Here is a 19719-nt window from a genome sequence, read left to right as displayed (position 1 = left end):
CATGGGTGCGGATCAATAGTAAAGGTTTTGTTTACTCTTGCTAAAGTTAAATTAGTTTTTCTTTTTATAGCGGGCGACCAATACTCCAGTCCGAACTGACTCGGCGAACTTTCCCCCATGAGCAATCCAGATATCAGCCCTGAAGATGCAGCCTTGCGTGCTGCAAAGAACGTGTACCACCTTGGCGCGACCACCGTGTATTCGCATCATGAGGACAGTCGTTTTGCTTACACCCTCTACGTGCCTGAAGCCATCGAGGACAGCAACCGGCCAGTAGATCTGGTGGTGTCGCTGCACGGCTCGACCCGTGCGATGGAGATTTACCGCAATGGCTTCGCAGAGTTTGGCCGCTGGAACGATTGTGTGATCCTGTCGCCGCTGTTCCCGGTCGGCGTGCTGGGGGACGGCAACGGTGATGGCTACAAACAGATGGTCGAAGGCGATATCCACTACGACCAGGTATTGCTCGACATGATCGCCAGTGTTGGCAAGCGCTACGGTCGCCGCTTCGATACCTTCGCGCTGTTCGGCTATTCCGGCGGCGGGCAATTCACCCATCGTTTTTGCTACCTGCACCCGGAGAAACTCTGGGCAGCGTCCATCGGTGCGCCGGGTTCGGTGACCTTGCTGGATGCCGACCAGGACTGGTGGGTGGGCGTGCGAGACTTCGCGACGCGCTTTGGCAAACCGCTGAACCTGCCAGCCTTGCAGCAGTTGCCGGTGCATATGGTGGTGGGGGATTCAGACCTCGAAACCTGGGAAATCACCCACCGCGAAGGCGGCAAACACTTCATGCCCGGTGCCAACGCTGCTGGCCGCACGCGCCCGGAGCGCCTGGCCAGCTTGAAGGCCAGTTTCGAAGCCGCCGGCGTGCAGGTGCACTTCGATCTGCTGCCCAACGTCGCGCACCAGGGCATCAAGGCCATGCCGGCTGCCCAGGATTTTTTCGCCAAGGTGTTGCGCCACAAGCGCAGCCTGGGCTGATACACCGCAGGTAGATGCACTCAGAACAGACCGTATAACAATAACCAAGGATTCACTCATTCTGATGCCGGTCCTGCCTTGGCCTTCGGCCACTGACCGGAAAATTCCTTCAAGGAGTCTTTTTCCCGTGAATAATTACGTAAAGACGGCACTGGCCGTCGCGATGTCGGCGTGCACCTTGTCCATGGCGGTTGCGCAAGACCAGGTCATCAGCGTGGGCCTCAACGGTGATATCCGCAGCACCGACCCAGGCGTCAACCGCGACGACAATACCGACGCGGTGATGATGCATATCGTCGAAGGGCTGGTGGCGTACCGTGAAGACACCAGCATCGCGCCAATGCTCGCCAGCGCGGTTGCCGTCTCGCCGGACGGCCTGCGCTATACCTTCACTCTGCGTGACGGCGTGCACTTTCAAAATGGTCAACTGCTGAGCGCCAAGGATGTGCAATGGACCTGGCAGCGCTACCTGGATCCCAAGACCCAGTGGCGTTGCCTGGCGGAGTTCGATGGGCGCGGCGCAGCCAAGATCGTCGATGTGGCCACGCCCGATCCGAAAACCGTGGTGTTCACGCTGGACCAGGCCAACGGCTTGTTCCTGGCCGCGATGGCCCGTCCCGATTGCGCCGGCAGCGGCATCCTGCACCCGGACTCCCTGGCCGCCGATGGCAGTTGGCGCGCCCCGATTGGCACCGGGCCGTTCACCCTGGGCAAATGGCAGAAGGGCCAGTACGTCGAGCTGGATCGCTTCAAACAATACACCCCACGGGCCGAAACCGAGGCGGATGGTTACACCGGCAATAAGCAGGCGTTTGTCGACACGGTGCGTTTCGAGGTAATCCCCGACTCGGCCTCGGCCAAGGCCGCGCTGCTGTCGGGTGGTGTGGACCTGCTGCCGGACGTGACCGCGATGGACGCGGCACAACTCAAGCAGGTGAAGAACCTGCAGATCCAGGTCAGCCCGATCATGACCATCAGCGGCCTGTTATTCCAGACTCGCGACCCCTTGCTCAAGGACGTGCGCATCCGTCGTGCGGTGGCGTTGTCCCTGGATTATGCGCAGATGGTGGCGGCGTTGTCCGATGGCTTGTCGGTGGTCAACAACTCGGTCATCCCCACCGCGAGCCCGTACTACGACGGCACCGCGCACCAGGGTTATACCTACAACCTTGACGAGGCCCGGCGCCTGTTGAAAGAGGCCGGCTACAGCGGTGAAAAAATCCGCATGCTGGTCAATAAACGCTACCCGCAGATGTTCGACATGGGCCTGCTCAGCCAGGCCATGACCCAGGCGGCAGGGATCAATATCGAGATGGAGACCCTGGAGTGGGGCACGCAACTGGAGCGCTACCAGACCGGCAGCTACCAGATGATGTCGTTCTCCTATTCAGGGCGATTCGATGCGGCGCAAAGCTACGAATCAGTGATCGGCGACAAGAACAAGGAACCGCGCAAAGTCTGGGACAACCCCCAGGCCTTGGCGATATTGCGTGAGGCCCAGCGTGAAATTGACCCCGCCAAGCGCCAGCCACTGTTCGACAAGTTGCATACGCTGATGCTTGAGGATGTGCCCATGGTGGTCATCTACAACGGCACGGCCATCGGCGCCATGGGTAAGCGCGTCGAGGGTTATCGTTCCTGGCCCGTTGCCAAGCCGCGCCTGTGGGGCGTGAAGCTGGCCGACACTTCCAAGTAAGGCGAGCGCTATGTTTCGATTCATATTGCACAGGCTCGGCATGGCGGTGCCGACCCTGTTGCTGATCTCGGTGATTGTCTTTGCCTTGATCCGCCTGATCCCCGGCGACCCGGCGTTGCTGATGCTGGGCGACATGGCCGACCCGCAAAGCCTGGCCGACATGCGTAGCAGTCTGGGGCTGGACCACTCGGTGGTGACCCAGTACCTGATCTGGATCAAGTCGGTACTCAGCGGCGACCTTGGTGTGTCCATCAGCAGCCGCCAGCCGGTGCTGCAATTGCTGGTCGAGCGCTTCAGTGTCAGTGCGACCGTGGTGCTGGTGGCGGTATTGCTGGCGACCCTGCTCGCGGTGCCGGTGGGTTTGCTCGCTGCCTGGAAGCAAAACAGCGCGATGGACCTGGGCCTGGTGGCGACGGCGACTTTGTTGCTGTCGGTGCCGAGCTTCTGGTTGGGCTTGCTGCTGCTGTATGTGTTCGGCATTCAACTGGGTTGGCTGCCGGTGATCGGTTACGTCGGCTTTGCCAGCGACCCGATGAAAGCGCTGACCTATGTGGTACTGCCGATCATCACTTTGACCCTGGTGGAGTTCGGTGCCATTGCCCGGATGGCGCGGGCCAGCACCATTGAGGTACTGCGCCTGGAATACATCGCCCATGCACGGGCCAAGGGCTTGTCAGAAGGCGCGGTGTTGTGCAAACACGCCTTGCGCAACGCGTTTGCGCCGACCTGGACCTTGATTGGCCTGATCCTCGGTAACTTGCTCGGCGGCATTGCGGTATTGGAAACCGTGTTCACCCTGCCAGGTATCGGCCGCTTGATGGTCGATGCGATCTTCTCCCGCGACTACCCGGTGCTGCAGGGTTGCCTGCTGCTGGTCACCTGCATCTATGTGTTGGTCAACCTGTTGGTGGATCTGCTGTATCCGCTGTTCGATCCAAGGGTGAAGCTATGAACCTCAAGACTCCTGCCTTGCCCACCGTGGCGGCGACCCAGCCTCGGCGGCGCCGGCGTTACCCACCGCTGAACGCCCTGATCGGCGGCAGCTTGCTCGCGGCCCTGGTGTTACTGGCATTGCTCGGCGTGGTGTGGACACCTTACGACCCGCTCAAGCTGGACCTGCTCTCGCGCCTGCATGCGCCGAGCGCCATGCATTGGCTGGGCACCGACGAGTTTGGCCGCGACGTGTTCAGCCGCCTGATCATTGGCGCGCGTACCAGCCTGTGGATCAGCCTGCTTTCGGTCAGCGTGGCGGTCATCTGCGGCACGCTGATCGGCATGCTCGCCGGCTACCTGCGCGGTTGGACCGACCGTGTGTTGATGATGCTCAACGATGCGTTGCTGGCGTTTCCCGGCATTCTCATGGCCCTGGGCATCATGGCGATTGTCGGTGCCAGCCAGTACGGCATCGTGCTTGCCCTGGGCATTGCCTACACCCCGTCGGTGGTGCGGGTGGTGCGCGGCAGCGTGCTGTCGTTGCGTGAACTGGAATTCATCGAGGCGTCGCGGGTTATCGGCAACTCCGAGCTGTACACCATGTTCCGCCACATCACGCCCAACTGCCTGGCGCCTTTGTGTGTGCTGGCCACCAGCATGTTTGGCTGGGCGTTGCTCTCGGAGAGTGCGCTGAGCTTCCTCGGCCTTGGGGTTCCACCACCGGCCGCGACCTGGGGCAGCATGCTCTCGGCGAGCCGCACCTATATCTCGACGGCGCCGTGGCTGGGGATCTTCCCAGGCATCTTTATCAGCCTGACGTTGCTGGCTATCAATCTGTTCGGCGATGCCTTGCGTGATCGTCTCGACCCGCGCATGAGGAAATGAGCATGAGTGCTCCAGTGCCTTTACTGGCCGTTGAAAATCTACAGATTCGTGTCGGGGTGGACGGTCCGCTGGCCGTCGATGATTTCAGCTTCACCCTGGCCCCGGGCGAAATCGTCGCACTGGTGGGCGAGTCCGGCAGCGGCAAGACCATGGCCGCACGCGCTGCCATTGGCCTGCTGCCGGCACCGATGCAGGTCTGCGGCGGGCGCATCACCTTCCAGGGCCAAGCGTTGGACAGCCGCAATGCCAAGGCCATGCGTGAGCTGCGTGGCGCGCGGATCGGCATGGTGTTCCAGGAGCCGATGGTCTCGCTCAACCCTGCGCTGACCATTGGCCGGCAGATGAGCGAGGCGCTCAAGCTGCATACCGCACTGGATGCGGCAACGATCCGCGAGCGTTGTATCGCCATGCTGCAACGCATCGGCATCAAGGACGCGCAAAAGTGCCTGGCATCCTACCCGCACCAATTCTCCGGCGGCATGCGCCAGCGCATCATGCTGGCCTCGGTGATGTTGCTGCGCCCGGCGCTGTTGATCGCTGACGAACCCACCACGGCCCTGGACTGCCTGGCACAACTGGACGTGATCGAGTTGATGCTGGAACTGACCCGCGAGCAGGGCACCGCGATTCTGTTTATCAGTCACGACCTGTCCCTGGTGGCGCGTTATGCCCACAAAGTGGTGGTGATGCGCTCGGGCAAAGCGGTGGAGCAGGGGCGCATCGAAGATATCCTCTTCGCCCCCAAGGCCGAATACACCCGGCAGTTGCTCGAAGCCCTGCCTCGGCGCGGCGAACTCGTACCCTTGCCAACGGCCGACAGCGCGTTGTTGCAGGTCCGGGAGGTGTGTATCGAACACCCGGGGCCTCGCAGTTTCTGGGGGCGCAGCGAGCCCAAGCGCGTGGTGCACTCGGTAAACCTGAGCATCGCTGCGGGCGAGACCCTGGCCCTGGTCGGCGGCAGCGGCTCGGGCAAGACCACCCTCGGGCGTGCGGTCGTCGGCTTGGTCAACCCGTGTGCCGGGGCGATCCTGTTTCAGGGCGTGGACATCCTGAAGGCCGCCAATCGGGCGCATCGCCTGCAATGCCAGATGATTTTCCAGGATCCGTATTCATCCCTCGACCCACGCATGACGGTCGGCCAGATCATCGCCGAGCCGCTGCGCCACGAGCCAGCCCTGACGCCTGCGCAAAAGCGTCAGCGAGTCACCGAGACCCTGGCGGACGTGGGCTTGCCCGAGCAATTTCGCGAGCGCTTTGCCCATCAACTGTCCGGCGGCCAGCGCCAGCGGGTGGCGATTGGCCGGGCGCTGGTACGACGGCCCAAACTGGTGATTGCCGATGAGCCGATTTCGGCACTGGACATGACCATCCAGAAGCAAATCCTCGAATTGTTCGAGCGTCTGCAACGCCAATATGGCTTTGCCTGCCTGTTCATTTCCCACGACCTCTCGGCGGTGGAGCGCATCGCCCATCGCGTGGCGGTGATGAACCAGGGCGAAGTGGTCGAAATCGGCCCGCGTGACACGATTTTCGATACCCCGCAACACCCTTACACCCGCCGGCTACTCGCGGCGGCCAGCCCCTTGGAAAAACGTGCGGACGGCAGTTACCGCCTCCGCGCCAGTGTGATTTAGGTACCGCTGCACCCCAGGCCTTGGCATGCAAACCCAACCCTTCGCACATCGACGATGTGTGAAGCAGGCGAAGCCATGGCCGAAGAAAACAAAAACAACCCCACTCAACCTGTCTGCCAGGAACCTACACATGAAGAACCGCATCAACAAAGTTGTCACCCGTGCCAGCGTCATGGGCGCCGGTTTCATGCCCTTGTTTGCCCAGGCCGACTTTGTCGCCGACAGCAAAGCCGTGCTTGAGTTGAAGAACTACTACTTCAACCGCGACTACCGCGAATCCAGCGGGCAGAACAAGCGCGCCGAATGGGCACAGGGGTTTATCCTCAAGGTCGAATCGGGCTTTACCGACGGTACGGTGGGCTTTGGCCTGGACGCGGTCGGCATGTTGGGTGTGAAGCTCGATTCGAGCCCGGACAACTCCGGCACCGGGCTGCTGGCGCGCTCAAGCACAGCTGAGCCAGGCTCCCCCAGCTACGCCCGCCGCGCCCACGACAACTACTCCAAACTCGGCATCACCGGCAAGGCGCGCCTGGCCAAAAGCGAACTGCGCGTGGGCTATATGGTGCCTGACCTGCCGACCTTGCAGCCGAACCTGAGCCGCCTGTTCCCGCAGAGTTTCAGCGGCACGGCACTCACCTCCAAGGACATCGACAAGCTGACACTGACCGCGGGCCAACTGGACCAGGTCAAGCAGCGCGACTCGACTCACTATGAGGACATGGGGCTCACCAGCCAATATGGCGCCTATAAAAGCAGCGCCAAAAGCGATGAGTTCCGCTATGCCGGCGGTGAGTACGCACTGACGCCGACGACCTTCGTGACTTACCAATTCGCGCAATTGGAAAGCCTGTACCAACAGCATTACCTGGGTTTGAAAAACAGCTTCAAGTGGGGCCCGGGCACGTTCAAGACGGACATCCGCTACTTCAACGCCAGTGAAGACGCGGCAGCCCTGGCCGGCAAGGTGGATAACCGGGCGTTGAGTACCCGTATCGGCTACGGCCTCTACGGACACAACCTCAGCGGCGGTTACCAGGCGCAATACGGTTCGACGCCGTTCACGTATGTGGACGGTACCAACACCTACCTGTTTACCGAGTATCAACTGGCCAACTTCTCCCAGACCGGAGAGCGCGTGTGGCATGCCCGTTACGACTATGACTTCGCCTCGCTGGGCATTCCGGGCCTGCTGTTCTCGACGCGTTATGCCAAGGGCGACAACGCCAAGGTCATCGGCTTCAACGGCGAAGGGCGCGAGTGGGAGAGGGACCTGAGCCTCGGCTATGTGGTGCAGAACGGTACGTTCAAGGACGTGTCGCTGCGCTGGCAGAACGCCAGTGCCACCAGCAACTTCGCCCGTGACACCAACGAAAACAGAGTGATCCTGGGCTACACCGTGGCGCTCTGGTAGCGGTAATGGCATGCAGCAGGCACCGCCTGTTGCATGCCCAGGCAGTGGAAATAAGGGGATAGATCAGATGACGAGTTTGCCGTTGCGCCGGGCACGGCCCAGCCAACAACGCGTATCGGCGCGTGGCGTAAGTGATTTCATCGATGCGGTGAACGCTGCGGGCCTGCAATTGCACAGTTTCATGCTCTACCGCGACGGTGCGGTGGTGGCCGAAGCATTTTGGGCGCCTTATCACGCTGCACGCCTGCATGTTCAGCACTCGGCGACCAAAAGCTGGATCGCCATGGCCGTCGGCCTGTTAGTGGATGACGGTGTGCTGTCGCTGGACGCCAAGGTGGTGGATTTTTTTGCCGCAGATTGCCCGTCATCCATCAGCGCCAACTTGGCGGCCATGACCGTGCGGGATTTGCTGACCATGCGCACCGGACATCGCCAGGGCATCTCCGGCGGGGCCTGGCGCGGGCGCAGTGACAGCTGGGTCAAATTGTTCCTCAGCGAGCCGGTCGAAGACCCGCCAGGGCAACGCTTCATCTACAGCAGTGCATCGAGCTTCATGCTCTCGGCGATTGTCAGTGTGGTCAGCGGCCAGACGGCGTTCGACCTGTGCAACGCGCGGATCTTCCAGCCCATGGGCATGGGCCCGATCGAGTGGGACCTTGCGCCAGGAGGTTTCAACACCGGCGGCAATGGCCTCAGTTGCCGTACCGAAGACCTGCTCAAGTTCGGCGTGCTGCATCTGCAACAAGGCAACTGGGAGGGGCAGCAATTGCTGTCCCGCGAATGGGTGGCCGAAGCCACCCGTGGGCAGGTCGATGATGTGTGGATGGGCGCCTTCGATGGCAAGCGCTACCTGGGCCGTGACGAGTCGAGCGACGCCGGGATCACGCGCCGCGAAGGCTACGGCTATCAGTGGTGGATGACCCAGCACGGTGGTTATTACGCCTCAGGCGTGTTTGGCCAGCAGTGCATCGTGTTGCCCCGCCATAACGCGGTGATTGCGTTTACCGCCGGGCTGCCACTGGGCGAGCGGCGCTTGCACAGCTTGCTCTGGGAACACCTGTTGCCGGCGCTGGGCGTGCCCACCGACGGCGCGGTGGATGCCGAACTGGCGGCGTTGCTGGCGCACCAGCAGCGGCCCGTCATGTCCGGTGCTTCGCACTCACCGCGCCAGGCCGAGTTCAGCGGCACGTTCGTCATCGAGGCCAATGAAGACCAGGTCAACGAGGTACGCCTGCAGTTCGGCAGTGAACATTGTGATTTCTACCTCACCGACCCCCGTGGCACCCACTGTATTCGCGCCGGGCTGGCCGATGGCATCGAAAGCCAGACCAGCATGACCGGCCACTATCTGCATCACCAATATCAGCCGGAGCTCACCCCGGTGGTCGCGCAGGCGCGCTGGAGCGACGACGGGGTGTTGTGCATGACCTGGCAGTTTGTCGAGACCGCGTTTTGTGACCAGGTCACTTGCCGCATCGAACACGGCATCTTGTCTGTGGACCGCAGCGTCAACGTTAACGCAGGCCCGTTGCAGCGCCCGACGCTGACCGGCCATCCAACCATTGCTTTGCAGGAGTCGCCATGAACGATCTTTCCAACCCTTCAGGTTCCGCCAGCGGCGCGTTCTGGGCACCGTTTACCCCGATGCGTCAGTTCCAGCAACAACCGATGATGTTCGCCAGTGCCGACGGCATGCACTACACCACCACCGATGGACGCCGCGTACTCGACGCGATGGCGGGGCTGTGGTGCGTCAACGCTGGGCATGGCCAGCCAAAAATCGTCGAAGCCATTCGTGAAGCGGCGGGGCGCCTGGACTTTGTGTCGTCATTCAAGATGAGCCACCCCCAGGCCTTGGAAATGGCCGAGCGCCTGATCGAAATCAGCCCCGCCGGCATGGAGCAAGTGTTCTTCACCAACTCGGGCTCTGAGGCGGTGGACACCGCGCTGAAGATCGCGCGGGCTTATCACCAGGCGCGTGGCGACTGCCGCCGTACCCAGTTTATCGGGCGCGCCAAGGGCTATCATGGCATGGGCTTCGGTGGGCTGTCGGTCTCCGGCATCGGCCGTCAGAAGCGTGACTTTGGCCCGCTGCTGGGGGAGGTCTCGCACCTGCCGCTGCCGTATGACGCGGGGATGCGTTTCAGCGTCGGGCAGCCGCAGCAGGGCGCCAGTTACGCCGATGCGCTGACACAGTTGCTGGACATCCAGGACCCCAGCACCGTGGCCGCCGTGATTGTCGAGCCAGTGACCGGTTCAGGCGGCGTTTACCCACCGCCCCAGGGCTATTTGCAGCGCCTGCGTGAGATTTGCACGCGGCACGGCGTGCTGCTGATTTTCGACGAGGTGATCACCGGCTTTGGTCGTGTCGGTGCTGCCTTTGCCGCGCAAGCCTTCGGCGTGACCCCGGACCTGATCACCACCGCCAAAGGCCTGACCAACGGCGCGGTACCCATGGGTGGGGTACTGGTCAGCGGTGCGGTCTATGAAGCGTTCATGGCCGGGCCGGCCAATGTCATTGAACTGATGCACGGCTACACCTATTCGGCGCATCCGCTGGCGTGTGCGGCCGGGTTGGCGACCCTTGAGGTGCATCGTGAATTGGGCATCAACCAACACGTCAACGCTGTGAGCGGGCTCTGGCAGTCGACCGCACTCGCGTTGCAGGGCGTCGGACCGGTGCTGGACGTACGCGCTATCGGTTTGCTCTGCGCCGTTGAACTTGAGCCGCGTCCAGGCGCTCCAGGTGCGCGGGGTAGCGAAGTTGCGCAGTGGTGCTTCGATAACGGCGTACTGGTGCGCGGCTCGGGCGACACCATCGTGATATCGCCACCGCTGGTGATCAGCCCACAGGAGATCGCCCAGGTGTTCGACACCCTGGCGAGCGCCCTGAAACACGTGGCCTGAAGGGAGTCCAAAGCATGTCGGACCTGTTTGAGTTCTATATTGACGGTGCCTGGGTCCAGCCCCACGGTACAACCGTCGAAACCGTGGTAAACCCCTCTACCGAGCAGGTTGTCGGGCGCATTATCCTTGGCGATAGCCATGACGTGGACCGTGCGGTCAGCGCGGCCAGGCAAGCGTTTGCGGGGTTCGCGGCGAGTTCTCTGGAGGCACGCATCGAACTGCTGCAACGCATTATCCAAGCCTACAAACACCACAGCGAGGCGTTGATTGAAGCGGTGCACCTGGAGATGGGCGCACCGCTGTCCCTGGCCCGCAGTGCCCATGTGCCGGCAGGCCTGGGCCACCTGACACAGGCGTTGGAGGTGCTACGCGAGTACCGCTTCGAACGACGCCTGGGTAATACGCTGGTGGTGCGCGAGCCCATCGGCGTGTGCGCCCTGATCACGCCCTGGAACTGGCCGCTCAACCAACTCACCTGCAAGCTCGCGCCAGCGCTGGCGGTGGGTTGCACCGTTGTGCTCAAACCCAGTGAGCGTGCGCCGTTGTCGGCCCGAATCATTGCCCAGGTGCTGCATGAGGCCGGGGTGCCCAAGGGTGTGTTCAACCTGGTCAACGGCGACGGCCCCGGGGTGGGCGCCGCGCTGGCAAGCCATGCCGAGGTGGACATGGTGTCTTTCACTGGTTCCACCCGCGCGGGCGTCGCGGTGGCCAAGGCGGCGGCGGAGACAGTCAAGCGTGTGTCCCAGGAACTGGGCGGCAAATCCGCGAATATCCTGCTCGACGATGCCTGCCTGCCCAGCGCGGTGCGTCATGGGGTGCTGGGCTGCATGCGCAACAGTGGCCAGTCATGCAACGCGCCGACACGCCTGTTGGTGCCGCGTGCACAGCAACCGGCGGTGATCGAGATCGCCCGGCAAGTGCTCGCGCAGGTGTGTTACGACGACAGCAACCCGCTCATGGCTATCGGCCCTGTCGCCAACGGCATGCAGTTCGCTCGGGTCCAGGCCTTGATCGCCCAGGCCATCGCCGAAGGTTCGCAGTTGGCTGCTGGGGGAGCAGGGCGTCCTGAAGGTATTGAGCGTGGTTACTACGTGCGACCGACTGTATTTGCCGATGTCACACCGGACATGCTGGTGGCGCGCGAAGAAATCTTCGGCCCGGTCTTGGCGATCATCCCGTATGACAGCGAAACCGAGGCGATAGCCATCGCCAACGACAGCCCCTATGGCCTGTCTGGCTACGTCACCTCGGCCAGTCTTGAACGCAGCCGCCAGGTTGCCCGTCAACTGCGTACCGGCATGGTCCACCTCAATGGTGCCCGTGCCGACCAGGCCGCGCCGTTTGGCGGCTACAAGCAGTCGGGCAACGGTCGTGAGTGGGGCGAGTACGGGTTTGACGAGTATCTGGAGAGCAAGTCGCTGTTTGGGTATTAGCGGTTTCAGCCGGTTTTTCAGAGACTCTCTGGATCCCCAAAGAACATTTTGAGTGGGCTCTAGTACGGCGATTTCAGGTCTCGAAATTTCTAGCGTGCCCCATTTTCCCACCCAACGCTAACTGGGCTCGGGCGCAAGTCAGCCTTAACCCAGAATACGGCTCTTAACGGCGCCAATAGTTCTCATTTTTTTGGCTTTTATGGTAGGTAAATCCATTATATTGTGGTTATAGCTGGAAATTATTCGATAAGCCACAGGTTCTGTGAGTTAAGTTACTTGATAGGGTTGGTCGTTAATTCTATAATTTTGTGGATTAACTGGCACGGAATTGGTTTGGTGCACACTATGTTGGATTTAAGCTTCAGCAAGCCGAGTGAGGTCGTCAAGCGCCTCTGCGATCGCCTGCGTACAGAGCGCTTGGCGCTGGACATGACGCAAGCCGACTTGGCCGGACGTGCCGGCATCGGCACAAACACAGTGTCCAACCTTGAAGCAGGGCGCAATGTCGGATTCGAGAACGTCGTCCGTGTGGCGATTGCTCTTGGTCGAATCAAGGAACTTGAAGGCCTGTTCCTGCCAAAGCTGGACAGCATCGAGGATATTCGACGCTACGAAAACAGCGCCAATCGCCTCCGTACAAAGAGGAAGTCCGGCAATGCTTGAGCAGGTGAACGTCTTCTACGAGGGCTGGGGTGAACGATGGCAATGGGGCACGCTGGTCTCCACAACTGCCCTGACCGGTCGCCCGCTGATCGTGTTCGAGTACAGCAATGAAGCCAGGCAACGGGGCTTGGAACTGTCCTCCTACACGCTGCCGCTGGAGGGGGCTAAGTTGCGCCAAGATTTTCCAGACCACCAACTGTACTTACCAGGGCCTGTTTACGATGCGTTGCCGGATGGGTGGGGCATGTTGCTGATGGACCGTATGTTCAGGCGCCGCGGGCTCACCACGGCGCGCATCGGCTCACTGGAACGGCTGGCCTACATCGGTAGCAATGCAATGGGTGCCATGACGTTTGAGCCCGTGGCGCCCGAAGGGCAGGAGTCTGAAGTCCACATCCCGCTGGAACAGCTTGCTGTCCAAGTGCAGGAAGTGCTCCATGGAGACGGTGGTGAGTTCCTGCAGACGTTGCTGCTGGTGGGTGGCTCGCCTCAAGGTGCAAGGCCTAAGGCCCTCGTCTATCGCGACCCCGAAACTGGCCGTTTTACCACTGCCGTTACGGCAGGCTTTGAAGCTTGGTTGGTCAAGTTCCCGGCGAAAGAAGAGCATGCCGAGGTGTGCGCTATCGAAATGGTCTACGCCGAGTGCCTGCGCATGTGCGGCATCAACACCCCTGACACGCAGTACTTCAGTCTGCCTAATGGGTTGGCTGCGTTTGCTAGTAAGCGATTTGACCGTCGGGATGGTATGCGCGTACCCATGCAAAGCCTCGCGGCCTTTACGGGGGCGAATTACCGGTCTCCGGGGGTGTTGGACTACGTCAACTTCTTGCGGGCAACACAGATGTGCACCAACGACGTGCGAGAGATGGCGGTGGCCTTCGAACGTGCTGTCTTCAATGTTGCGTTCAACAACCGAGACGATCACTCCAAAAACTTTGCCTACATCATGTCGCAAGACGGCCAGTGGCAACTGTCCCCGGCTTACGATGTGACCTTCTGCGAGGGGCCAGGTGGATATCACCAGATGGATGTGATGGGAGAAGCCCTATCGATTTCCCGCACGCAAATGCTTCGGCTTGCCGAGGAAGCCGAGGTGCCCCCGGACGTTGCCGGTAGAATGATTGACGGCATTTGCGATGTGGCGAGCCGATTTGCAAGCATCGCCGAGAACCTATACCCGCAGGTTATTACTCGAGACACCTTGCGAACGATCCAAGACCGCATCGATCAGAACGTAGCCCGGTTACACCACGGTCATGCGGGCAGCGGTCGCCGTTGAAGATTGGGAGGAGCGGGCGACTCTCCTTATCAAAGCATGCCCTCAGATATGCCCCCAATGTAGCAATCCACTGGAAATGAATGGAGCTCCATGGTTTGTGGAAAGGCAAAAATGATCAGATAAACAGCCTATCCGACAACGCCTAAAGACTCTCAGGGTCCCCAAAAAACATCTGAATCCGCGACCGCAACCAGCGCTCACCCGGATCGTTATCCTGGGAGCCGCGCCACGCCATGTGCAGTTCAAAACTGCGTACCGGCAACGGCGGGTCTTCGGCGCGCAAGCCGCCAGCAGCGGTCAGGGCTTCGGCGGTGTAGTCCGGCACGGTCGCCAGGATGTCGGTGCCGGCCAGCAAGGTACCCAGGCCGTTGAACTGCGGAACCGCCAGGACCACATGGCGCTTGCGGTCGAGCTTTTCCAACTCTTCATCAATGAACCCACTCAGGTCACCGGCGAAGGAGACCAGGGCGTGGGGGCGGGCGCAGAAGTCGTCCAGGCTCAATGCGCCAGGCACGCTGTCGGCGCGTAGCAGTTTGGGCAGGCTGCGGCGCAGGACCTTGCGCTTGGCGTTGGCCGGCAGGTCGGTGGTGTAGCTGACACCGATGGAGATTTCCCCGGAGGCCAGCAGGCCCGGCATCAGGATGTAATTGACGCGACGGATTACCAGCACGATACCCGGTGCTTCGGCGCGCAGGCGTTTGAGCAGTTGCGGCAGCAAGGCAAACTCGACATCGTCCGACAGGCCAATGCGAAACACGGCGGTGCTGGTGGCCGGATCGAATTCGGCGGCGCGGCTGACGGCGGTGGAAATCGAGTCCAGGGCCGGCGAGAGCAGGGCGAAGATCTCCACCGCCCGGGCCGAGGGCTCCATGCTGCGCCCGGTACGCACGAACAGCGGGTCATCGAACAGCCCGCGCAGGCGTGACAAGGCAGCGCTGATGGCCGGCTGGCCGAGGAACAATTTCTCGGCGGCACGGGTCACACTGCGCTCATGCATCAAGGTTTCGAACACGATCAACAGGTTCAGGTCGACACGACGCAGGTCGTTACGGTTCATCTTGTGTCCTGGCAGATTCAGCAAACTTGACGTGAGCGGCCACATGACAACAATGGCCGGCATGAATCTTACGGGGAAAGGCTGGTACTCTGCACCGGCTAATTCAGTTTTCCTACGCTGCCTAGGATATTTTCCTAGGCGGTGGAATCAATGACAGACATGACGACTATTAATGGCGACCGGTGGCCTTGCCCCGAAAGCCCAGATAAAGTTCATGGCATTAGAGGTTACTTTGGCGAGGTTTGCGATGTCCCGCACGATCCGTTTTCACAAGTTTGGTCCGGCCGAGGTGCTCAAGTGCGAAGAGCATGAAGCCACGTTGCCCGCACCGGGCGAAGTGCAGGTGCGTGTCGAAGCGATTGGCATCAGCTGGTACGACATTCTCTGGCGGCAGAACCTGGCGTCTTCCCATGCTCGCTTGCCTTCGGGCCTTGGCCATGAAATGGCTGGCGTAGTCGTGGCGGTGGGCGAGGGTGTTGACGACCTGGCGGTGGGTGACAAGGTCGCCAGCTTCCCAGCCGAGAGCCCCAATGATTACCCAGTGTATGGCGAGCTGATTGTCCTGCCCCGTTCGGCCCTGACCCGTTATCCGGATATCTTGAGCCCGGTGGACGCGAGCGTGCATTACACGCCGCTGTTGATTGCCTACTTTGCCTACATCGACCTGGCGCGGGTCAAGCCCGGGCAGTTTGCCTTGGTTACGGATGCCAGCCATTGTGCCGGGCCTTCGTTTGTGCAATTGGGCAAGGCCCTGGGGGTGCGGGTGATCGCTGCCACCAAGTCGCCAGAGGAGCGCGAATATCTGCTGTCCCTGGGCGCCGAAAAAGTCATCGTCACCGAAGAGCAGGACTTGCTGATGCAGATCAACAAGTTCACCGATAACCGCGGTGTGGATGTGGTGTTCGACGGCCTCGGCGGCCCGCAGATGTCGCTGTTGGGCGATGTTCTCGCGCCACGGGGCAGCTTGGTGCTGTATGGCCTGCAAGGCGGCAACCAGACACCTTTCCCGGCCTGCGCCGCGTTCCAGAAGAACATTCAGTTCTTTGTGCACTGTATCGGTAATTTCACTGGCAAGCCGGAACTGGGCATTATCCAGGATCAGGCAGCGTTGCAACGGGCCCTGCGTGATATCAACCAACTGACTGCAGACGGTGTGCTGGTACCGCTCAAGACGCGGGTATTTCCGTTCAGCGAGTTTGTCGATGCCCATCGTTACATGGACGAATGCCCGTGCCGCGAGCGGGTGGCTTTGCAGGTTGAAGCTGTTTGATCTGTGGGAATGTTCGTAAACGGACATTCCGGCTGTGCTTGCCATGGGGCAAATACGCCATTTAGAAGGACAGGATCTACGTCCCTTGCTGATTCTTCTGCCGGGATTTTGTCCCCGCAAAACCTGCCTTTGATACCGCCGCTGCCCTGAATCCCAGAGCAGCGGCGTTTTACATGGGCACTGCTGTACATGCCGGCTCACCAAACTGCACTGGTTTTTGCGCCGAGTCTGTATCTTCTAATCATCAAGCAAGCGCTGATAATTGCCCGGTCACTTTCATCTCAAGGACTGAGCAATGATTGCAGAAAACAAATCAAAACATCGGCTCGCTGTAACTAACAAGTCGTCTTGTATACCGACCCAAGGACATAGGTCTGTAGAGAGAGCCTTTAAGTGCGCGCGAACTAAATCCAGACTCTTCCCCGCGCTATATATGTCGGATCCTTCTTTAATGTTTGAGTTAAAGGTTGGTAGGAAGTTGTAAGACGGATCCTAGGCCTGCCAGAAGGCCAGCGTAAGGGCTTTCTTCAGCCGGTGATGGCGTCTTCGTCGGGATGTTCCAACTGGCGTTTTGTTGTGTGGTGCTAACATTTAGCTATCAGCCTTAATCGCAACAGGCGCCAACTTTAAGTAAACAGCAGCTCGTGCAGGCACGCCTAACTGCTTGCCCGGGACTGACAGTTAACCTCAGGTAGTAAAGCTATGAGCGCTATTCACGAACAAGCCATGAACTATGTTTACCAGCAAGTGTTGCAACGGTTGCAGGGCCACTTCTCACGGGCGGAGCGCACCGCACTTCAGTTATTGATTCAGCGGTTGATTGTGGCGGCTGGGGGCATCGAGCAAATCGGCGACTATAAAATACTGGTCGCCCATGGGGGCGGCAAAGGCAGCAGTTACGCACTGGCTTTATTGCGTGCCGCCCAATTGACCATCGCCGGGCGTGCGCCGAGGAGTTTTCAATTGCGTGTCGCTACCCTGCGCCATACAGGGATGACGCAAGCGGCGCTGGACAGCATTCATCGGGGCTACAGCGCGTTGTTTTTCCATGACGACCCCAGGGTCGAGTTATTGATGGTGGAAAACCAGGAAGTTATGCCCTTCAACCACTTACGCCCGTCTTCCACGGTGGCTCAGGATGTTGGCCGCCGTAACCTGTTGATGGTCGGGCATATGAATTCGGGGGATATCCGCGCCAGTTTGTGCAACGACGGCTACTTGTCCCTGGGGGATTTTTATCGCCGCATCACTGCATGGGACGGTGGGGTGCATGCCCTGGTCAGCAGTGATTCGCCGCGTAAGCAGAATCAATACCTGGCATGGCTGGCCAGGACCACCCGTGCTGCGGGCATGAAAGGTCCCTTCGGACGGCCACTGGCGCTCAACGCTCTGTTCACCCACATGGATGATTGCAGCGCGGGCTATTATCGCGATGTCTATGGTGAACATTACGCGGCACAGGATGCCTCCTCCAAGGAAGTGCATCGACACCTGGCCTACATCGGCGCGGCCGACCTGTTGCGCGGTGGGGAGCAGGACTCTACGGCATTACTCAACGATTTTATGGGTTACAAGCAAGATGAGTTTGCCTTTCAGTTCAGCACCCCGGCCTACGCCAACCCGTTTCTGATGGCCCACCTGCATGGCCTGCATGCACAAGTGCTACAGGGTCTTGACTATCAACAGGGTGTCACGCGGTTTATCGAACAAGCCATCGGCTTTATGCGTCGTAAAAAAATCCCCGAATTGCTGATTGCCCAGGCCGGGACCAGGGATGGACGCGTGCTGGCGGCGACCTACGCTCGCGAGTTCTTTGGCCTGGAAGAAAGCCAGCTGGTATGCCTGTTGTTTTCACCCTTTATCCAGCAAGGGCAACGCCTGGAAGCCTTCTTGCGTCGCTGTCATCCCGGCATGCTGGTGGCGCTGCCCGAGCTGCACAAAGCCCTGGAGGGCAAGCCGTCGGCAGAGTTGATTCAGCATTGGATTGTTGACGCCAGCGGTTTACCCCTCACGCTTTTGCAGCACCTGTACCACGCCAATGCCGCGGCCAATGCCGCTTGTATCAACAGCGAGGATCCGGCCACGGGGCCGCACGGCGTGCCAGGGCACTGAGGGTGGTTGCGCTACGGCAGCCATGGATCGGGCAGAAACCGTCATGAGGAGGGATAAACAGACAGACTTCGCCTATCAGGCTGTCTATCGCTACATGATCAATCTGATCAACGAAGTGGGCACAGAGGCCAGGGTCAAACTACCGTCCTTGCGGCACTTGGCAGAGCGTTTGAATGTATCGATTTCCACTATTCAATACGCCTACTCGCTGCTGGAAAAGGAGGGCAGGGTGTATTCGGTGGCCAAGTCCGGCTATTACGCCTTGCCCATTGCCCTCAATACGCCGTGCTGCACCGCAGGGGATTTGCTCGAACGCCTGTATGTCGGGGCGCGCAGGCCGGGGATGTTAGTACTCAGCGCCGATGAGCCGGCGCAACTGCTGTCCCTGGACGGCCCTTTGCTGCAATTGGAACGTGAACTGGTGCGCCAGTACCCGCGCCAGTTGCAGCCCTATTCCCAGCCGTGTGGTATCTGGGAGCTGCGTGCGGCGCTGGCGGCACGTTATACCCAATCGCCGACACGTTGCTGGCAGGCGGATGATGTCTATGTCGGCGCTGATCTGCGGGGAGTGCTGGCCATCCTGATCGAGGTGCTGGCACTCAAAGGTGCGGCGGTGTTGGTGGAGTCGCCGTGTGACTGGTTGATCCTGCGCCTGCTGCAAGACGCCGGAGTGCGGGTGATTGAGTGGCCGTGCAACGAGCAGGACGGGCTTGACCTGGCCTATCTGGAACAGCAACTGCGTGCCGAGAACGTGCAGTTGGCATTGCTGTCCTCGACCCCGGGTCTGCCCACGGGCAAAGCCATGTCCCTGGCGGATCAGGTGCAGGTGGCAGGGTTGCTGGAGCAACATGCCTGCTGGCTGTTGGAGAATGACATCCAGGGCGGGTTGGAATTCGAGGCCCGTTCCTGCTACTTGCGCGATTGGGTGAATCCTGACCGACTGATGGTGTTTTCCACCTTCGAAAAAGTTATGGGCCCGGAAGCGCCCTACGGTTATCTGCTCTCGCGGCACCTGAGCACGCAGCTGCAGCGTCAATTCCTGTTGCGTGCGTTTCGTTTGTCGTCGATTCGCCAGCGGGCGATTGCCCGGCTGTACCACAATGGCCGCCTTGACCAGCATTTGCAGGCCTTGCGCAGCCTGCTCAAGGGGCACACGGCAGCGATGCAGGCGCGTCTGGTCGAGCATTTGGGCGAGCGTGTGACATACCGCGCGCCGCAGGCAGGCGCTACCCACTGGTTGCGCTCGACTGAGGCCGTCGATATGCGCCGGGTATTCCAGACCATGCTGGCGCGCCAAGTAGTGATTGCCCCTGGCGAATTGTTCAGCGTAAGCGGCCTGTACCAGCAGCACTTTCGCCTGAGTCATGTGGTCAGCAGCCATCACAGCCTGGACCTGGTGCTGGAGGAGTTGGCACGGGCACTCAAGCAAGGGCAGAACGGATGAATAGGCCGCGT

Annotated in this window: 15 protein-coding genes; 14 read left to right on the top strand and 1 reads right to left on the bottom strand. The window is 60.5% G+C overall.

Annotated elements, in window-relative coordinates:
• Positions 1-117 precede the first annotated feature (117 nt).
• The 11 genes from H097_RS14125 (at position 118) to H097_RS14075 (ending at position 13825) form a co-directional block, all read left to right on the top strand.
• Positions 118-984, top strand: a complete 867-nt coding sequence (locus H097_RS14125) for a hydrolase (protein WP_032860463.1) — start codon at positions 118-120, stop codon at positions 982-984.
• 127 nt (positions 985-1111) lie between these two features.
• Positions 1112-2680, top strand: coding sequence for an ABC transporter substrate-binding protein (locus H097_RS14120; protein WP_032860462.1), 1569 nt, complete (start codon positions 1112-1114; stop codon positions 2678-2680).
• A gap of 10 nt (positions 2681-2690) precedes the next feature.
• Entirely contained in the window at positions 2691-3632 is a 942-nt protein-coding gene (locus H097_RS14115) for an ABC transporter permease (RefSeq protein WP_032860461.1), read from the top strand.
• The gene (locus H097_RS14110; RefSeq protein WP_032860460.1) at positions 3629-4498 is read left to right on the top strand and encodes an ABC transporter permease; all 870 of its coding nucleotides are present in this window, start codon (positions 3629-3631) and stop codon (positions 4496-4498) included. The genes H097_RS14115 and H097_RS14110 overlap by 4 nt, the downstream gene beginning before the upstream one ends.
• A gap of 2 nt (positions 4499-4500) precedes the next feature.
• Positions 4501-6132, top strand: a complete 1632-nt coding sequence (locus H097_RS14105) for an ABC transporter ATP-binding protein (protein WP_032860459.1) — start codon at positions 4501-4503, stop codon at positions 6130-6132.
• A gap of 130 nt (positions 6133-6262) precedes the next feature.
• Positions 6263-7543 (top strand): OprD family porin, encoded by a 1281-nt coding sequence (locus tag H097_RS14100; RefSeq protein WP_032860458.1) that lies wholly within the window; start codon positions 6263-6265, stop codon positions 7541-7543.
• A 67-nt stretch (positions 7544-7610) separates the two neighbouring features.
• Positions 7611-9128, top strand: coding sequence for a serine hydrolase domain-containing protein (locus tag H097_RS14095; protein WP_032860457.1), 1518 nt, complete (start codon positions 7611-7613; stop codon positions 9126-9128).
• Positions 9125-10450: an aminotransferase class III-fold pyridoxal phosphate-dependent enzyme gene (locus tag H097_RS14090; protein ID WP_032860456.1), complete on the top strand. Its 1326-nt coding sequence runs from the start codon at positions 9125-9127 to the stop codon at positions 10448-10450. The genes H097_RS14095 and H097_RS14090 overlap by 4 nt, the downstream gene beginning before the upstream one ends.
• 14 nt (positions 10451-10464) lie before the next feature.
• Positions 10465-11883, top strand: a complete 1419-nt coding sequence (locus H097_RS14085) for an aldehyde dehydrogenase family protein (RefSeq protein WP_032860455.1) — start codon at positions 10465-10467, stop codon at positions 11881-11883.
• Between the two features lie 345 nt (positions 11884-12228).
• Positions 12229-12546: a helix-turn-helix transcriptional regulator gene (locus H097_RS14080; RefSeq protein ID WP_032860454.1), complete on the top strand. Its 318-nt coding sequence runs from the start codon at positions 12229-12231 to the stop codon at positions 12544-12546.
• Positions 12539-13825, top strand: coding sequence for a type II toxin-antitoxin system HipA family toxin (locus H097_RS14075; protein ID WP_032860453.1), 1287 nt, complete (start codon positions 12539-12541; stop codon positions 13823-13825). The genes H097_RS14080 and H097_RS14075 overlap by 8 nt, the downstream gene beginning before the upstream one ends.
• 142 nt (positions 13826-13967) lie before the next feature.
• On the opposite strand, the gene H097_RS14070 is transcribed toward H097_RS14075, so the two are convergent.
• Complete coding sequence (locus H097_RS14070; protein WP_032860452.1) at positions 13968-14882, bottom strand: LysR substrate-binding domain-containing protein; 915 nt, start codon at positions 14880-14882, stop codon at positions 13968-13970.
• A gap of 247 nt (positions 14883-15129) precedes the next feature.
• Here H097_RS14070 and H097_RS14065 point away from each other — a divergent pair, with 247 nt between their 5' ends.
• From H097_RS14065 to H097_RS14055, 3 genes are all read left to right on the top strand, one after another.
• Entirely contained in the window at positions 15130-16152 is a 1023-nt protein-coding gene (locus H097_RS14065) for a zinc-dependent alcohol dehydrogenase family protein (protein ID WP_032860451.1), read from the top strand.
• 702 nt (positions 16153-16854) lie between these two features.
• Positions 16855-18264 carry a hypothetical protein gene (locus tag H097_RS14060; RefSeq protein ID WP_050593359.1) on the top strand — a complete coding sequence of 470 codons (1410 nt, stop codon included), beginning with the start codon at positions 16855-16857 and terminating at the stop codon, positions 18262-18264.
• Between the two features lie 43 nt (positions 18265-18307).
• The gene (locus H097_RS14055; RefSeq protein ID WP_032860450.1) at positions 18308-19708 is read left to right on the top strand and encodes a PLP-dependent aminotransferase family protein; all 1401 of its coding nucleotides are present in this window, start codon (positions 18308-18310) and stop codon (positions 19706-19708) included.
• The last annotated feature ends 11 nt before the right edge of the window (positions 19709-19719 follow it).

This window comes from Pseudomonas sp. FH4 (assembly GCF_000510915.2).
Taxonomy (GTDB): Bacteria; Pseudomonadota; Gammaproteobacteria; order Pseudomonadales; family Pseudomonadaceae; genus Aquipseudomonas; species Aquipseudomonas brenneri.
The sequence above is the reverse complement of the archived record's forward strand: the minus strand, read 5'-3'. Positions and strand labels throughout refer to the sequence as shown.

Excerpts from the sequence above, each read along its gene's own strand:
- H097_RS14125 (WP_032860463.1), top strand. The coding sequence starts at position 118 with ATGAGCAATCCAGATATCAGCCCTGAAGATGCAGCCTTGCGTGCTGCA.
- H097_RS14115 (WP_032860461.1), top strand. The coding sequence starts at position 2,691 with ATGTTTCGATTCATATTGCACAGGCTCGGCATGGCGGTGCCGACCCTG.
- H097_RS14110 (WP_032860460.1), top strand. The coding sequence starts at position 3,629 with ATGAACCTCAAGACTCCTGCCTTGCCCACCGTGGCGGCGACCCAGCCT.
- H097_RS14105 (WP_032860459.1), top strand. The coding sequence starts at position 4,501 with ATGAGTGCTCCAGTGCCTTTACTGGCCGTTGAAAATCTACAGATTCGT.
- H097_RS14100 (WP_032860458.1), top strand. The coding sequence starts at position 6,263 with ATGAAGAACCGCATCAACAAAGTTGTCACCCGTGCCAGCGTCATGGGC.
- H097_RS14095 (WP_032860457.1), top strand. The coding sequence starts at position 7,611 with ATGACGAGTTTGCCGTTGCGCCGGGCACGGCCCAGCCAACAACGCGTA.
- H097_RS14090 (WP_032860456.1), top strand. The coding sequence starts at position 9,125 with ATGAACGATCTTTCCAACCCTTCAGGTTCCGCCAGCGGCGCGTTCTGG.
- H097_RS14085 (WP_032860455.1), top strand. The coding sequence starts at position 10,465 with ATGTCGGACCTGTTTGAGTTCTATATTGACGGTGCCTGGGTCCAGCCC.
- H097_RS14080 (WP_032860454.1), top strand. The coding sequence starts at position 12,229 with ATGTTGGATTTAAGCTTCAGCAAGCCGAGTGAGGTCGTCAAGCGCCTC.
- H097_RS14075 (WP_032860453.1), top strand. The coding sequence starts at position 12,539 with ATGCTTGAGCAGGTGAACGTCTTCTACGAGGGCTGGGGTGAACGATGG.
- H097_RS14070 (WP_032860452.1), bottom strand. The coding sequence starts at position 14,882 with ATGAACCGTAACGACCTGCGTCGTGTCGACCTGAACCTGTTGATCGTG.
- H097_RS14065 (WP_032860451.1), top strand. The coding sequence starts at position 15,130 with ATGTCCCGCACGATCCGTTTTCACAAGTTTGGTCCGGCCGAGGTGCTC.
- H097_RS14060 (WP_050593359.1), top strand. The coding sequence starts at position 16,855 with ATGAGCGCTATTCACGAACAAGCCATGAACTATGTTTACCAGCAAGTG.
- H097_RS14055 (WP_032860450.1), top strand. The coding sequence starts at position 18,308 with ATGAGGAGGGATAAACAGACAGACTTCGCCTATCAGGCTGTCTATCGC.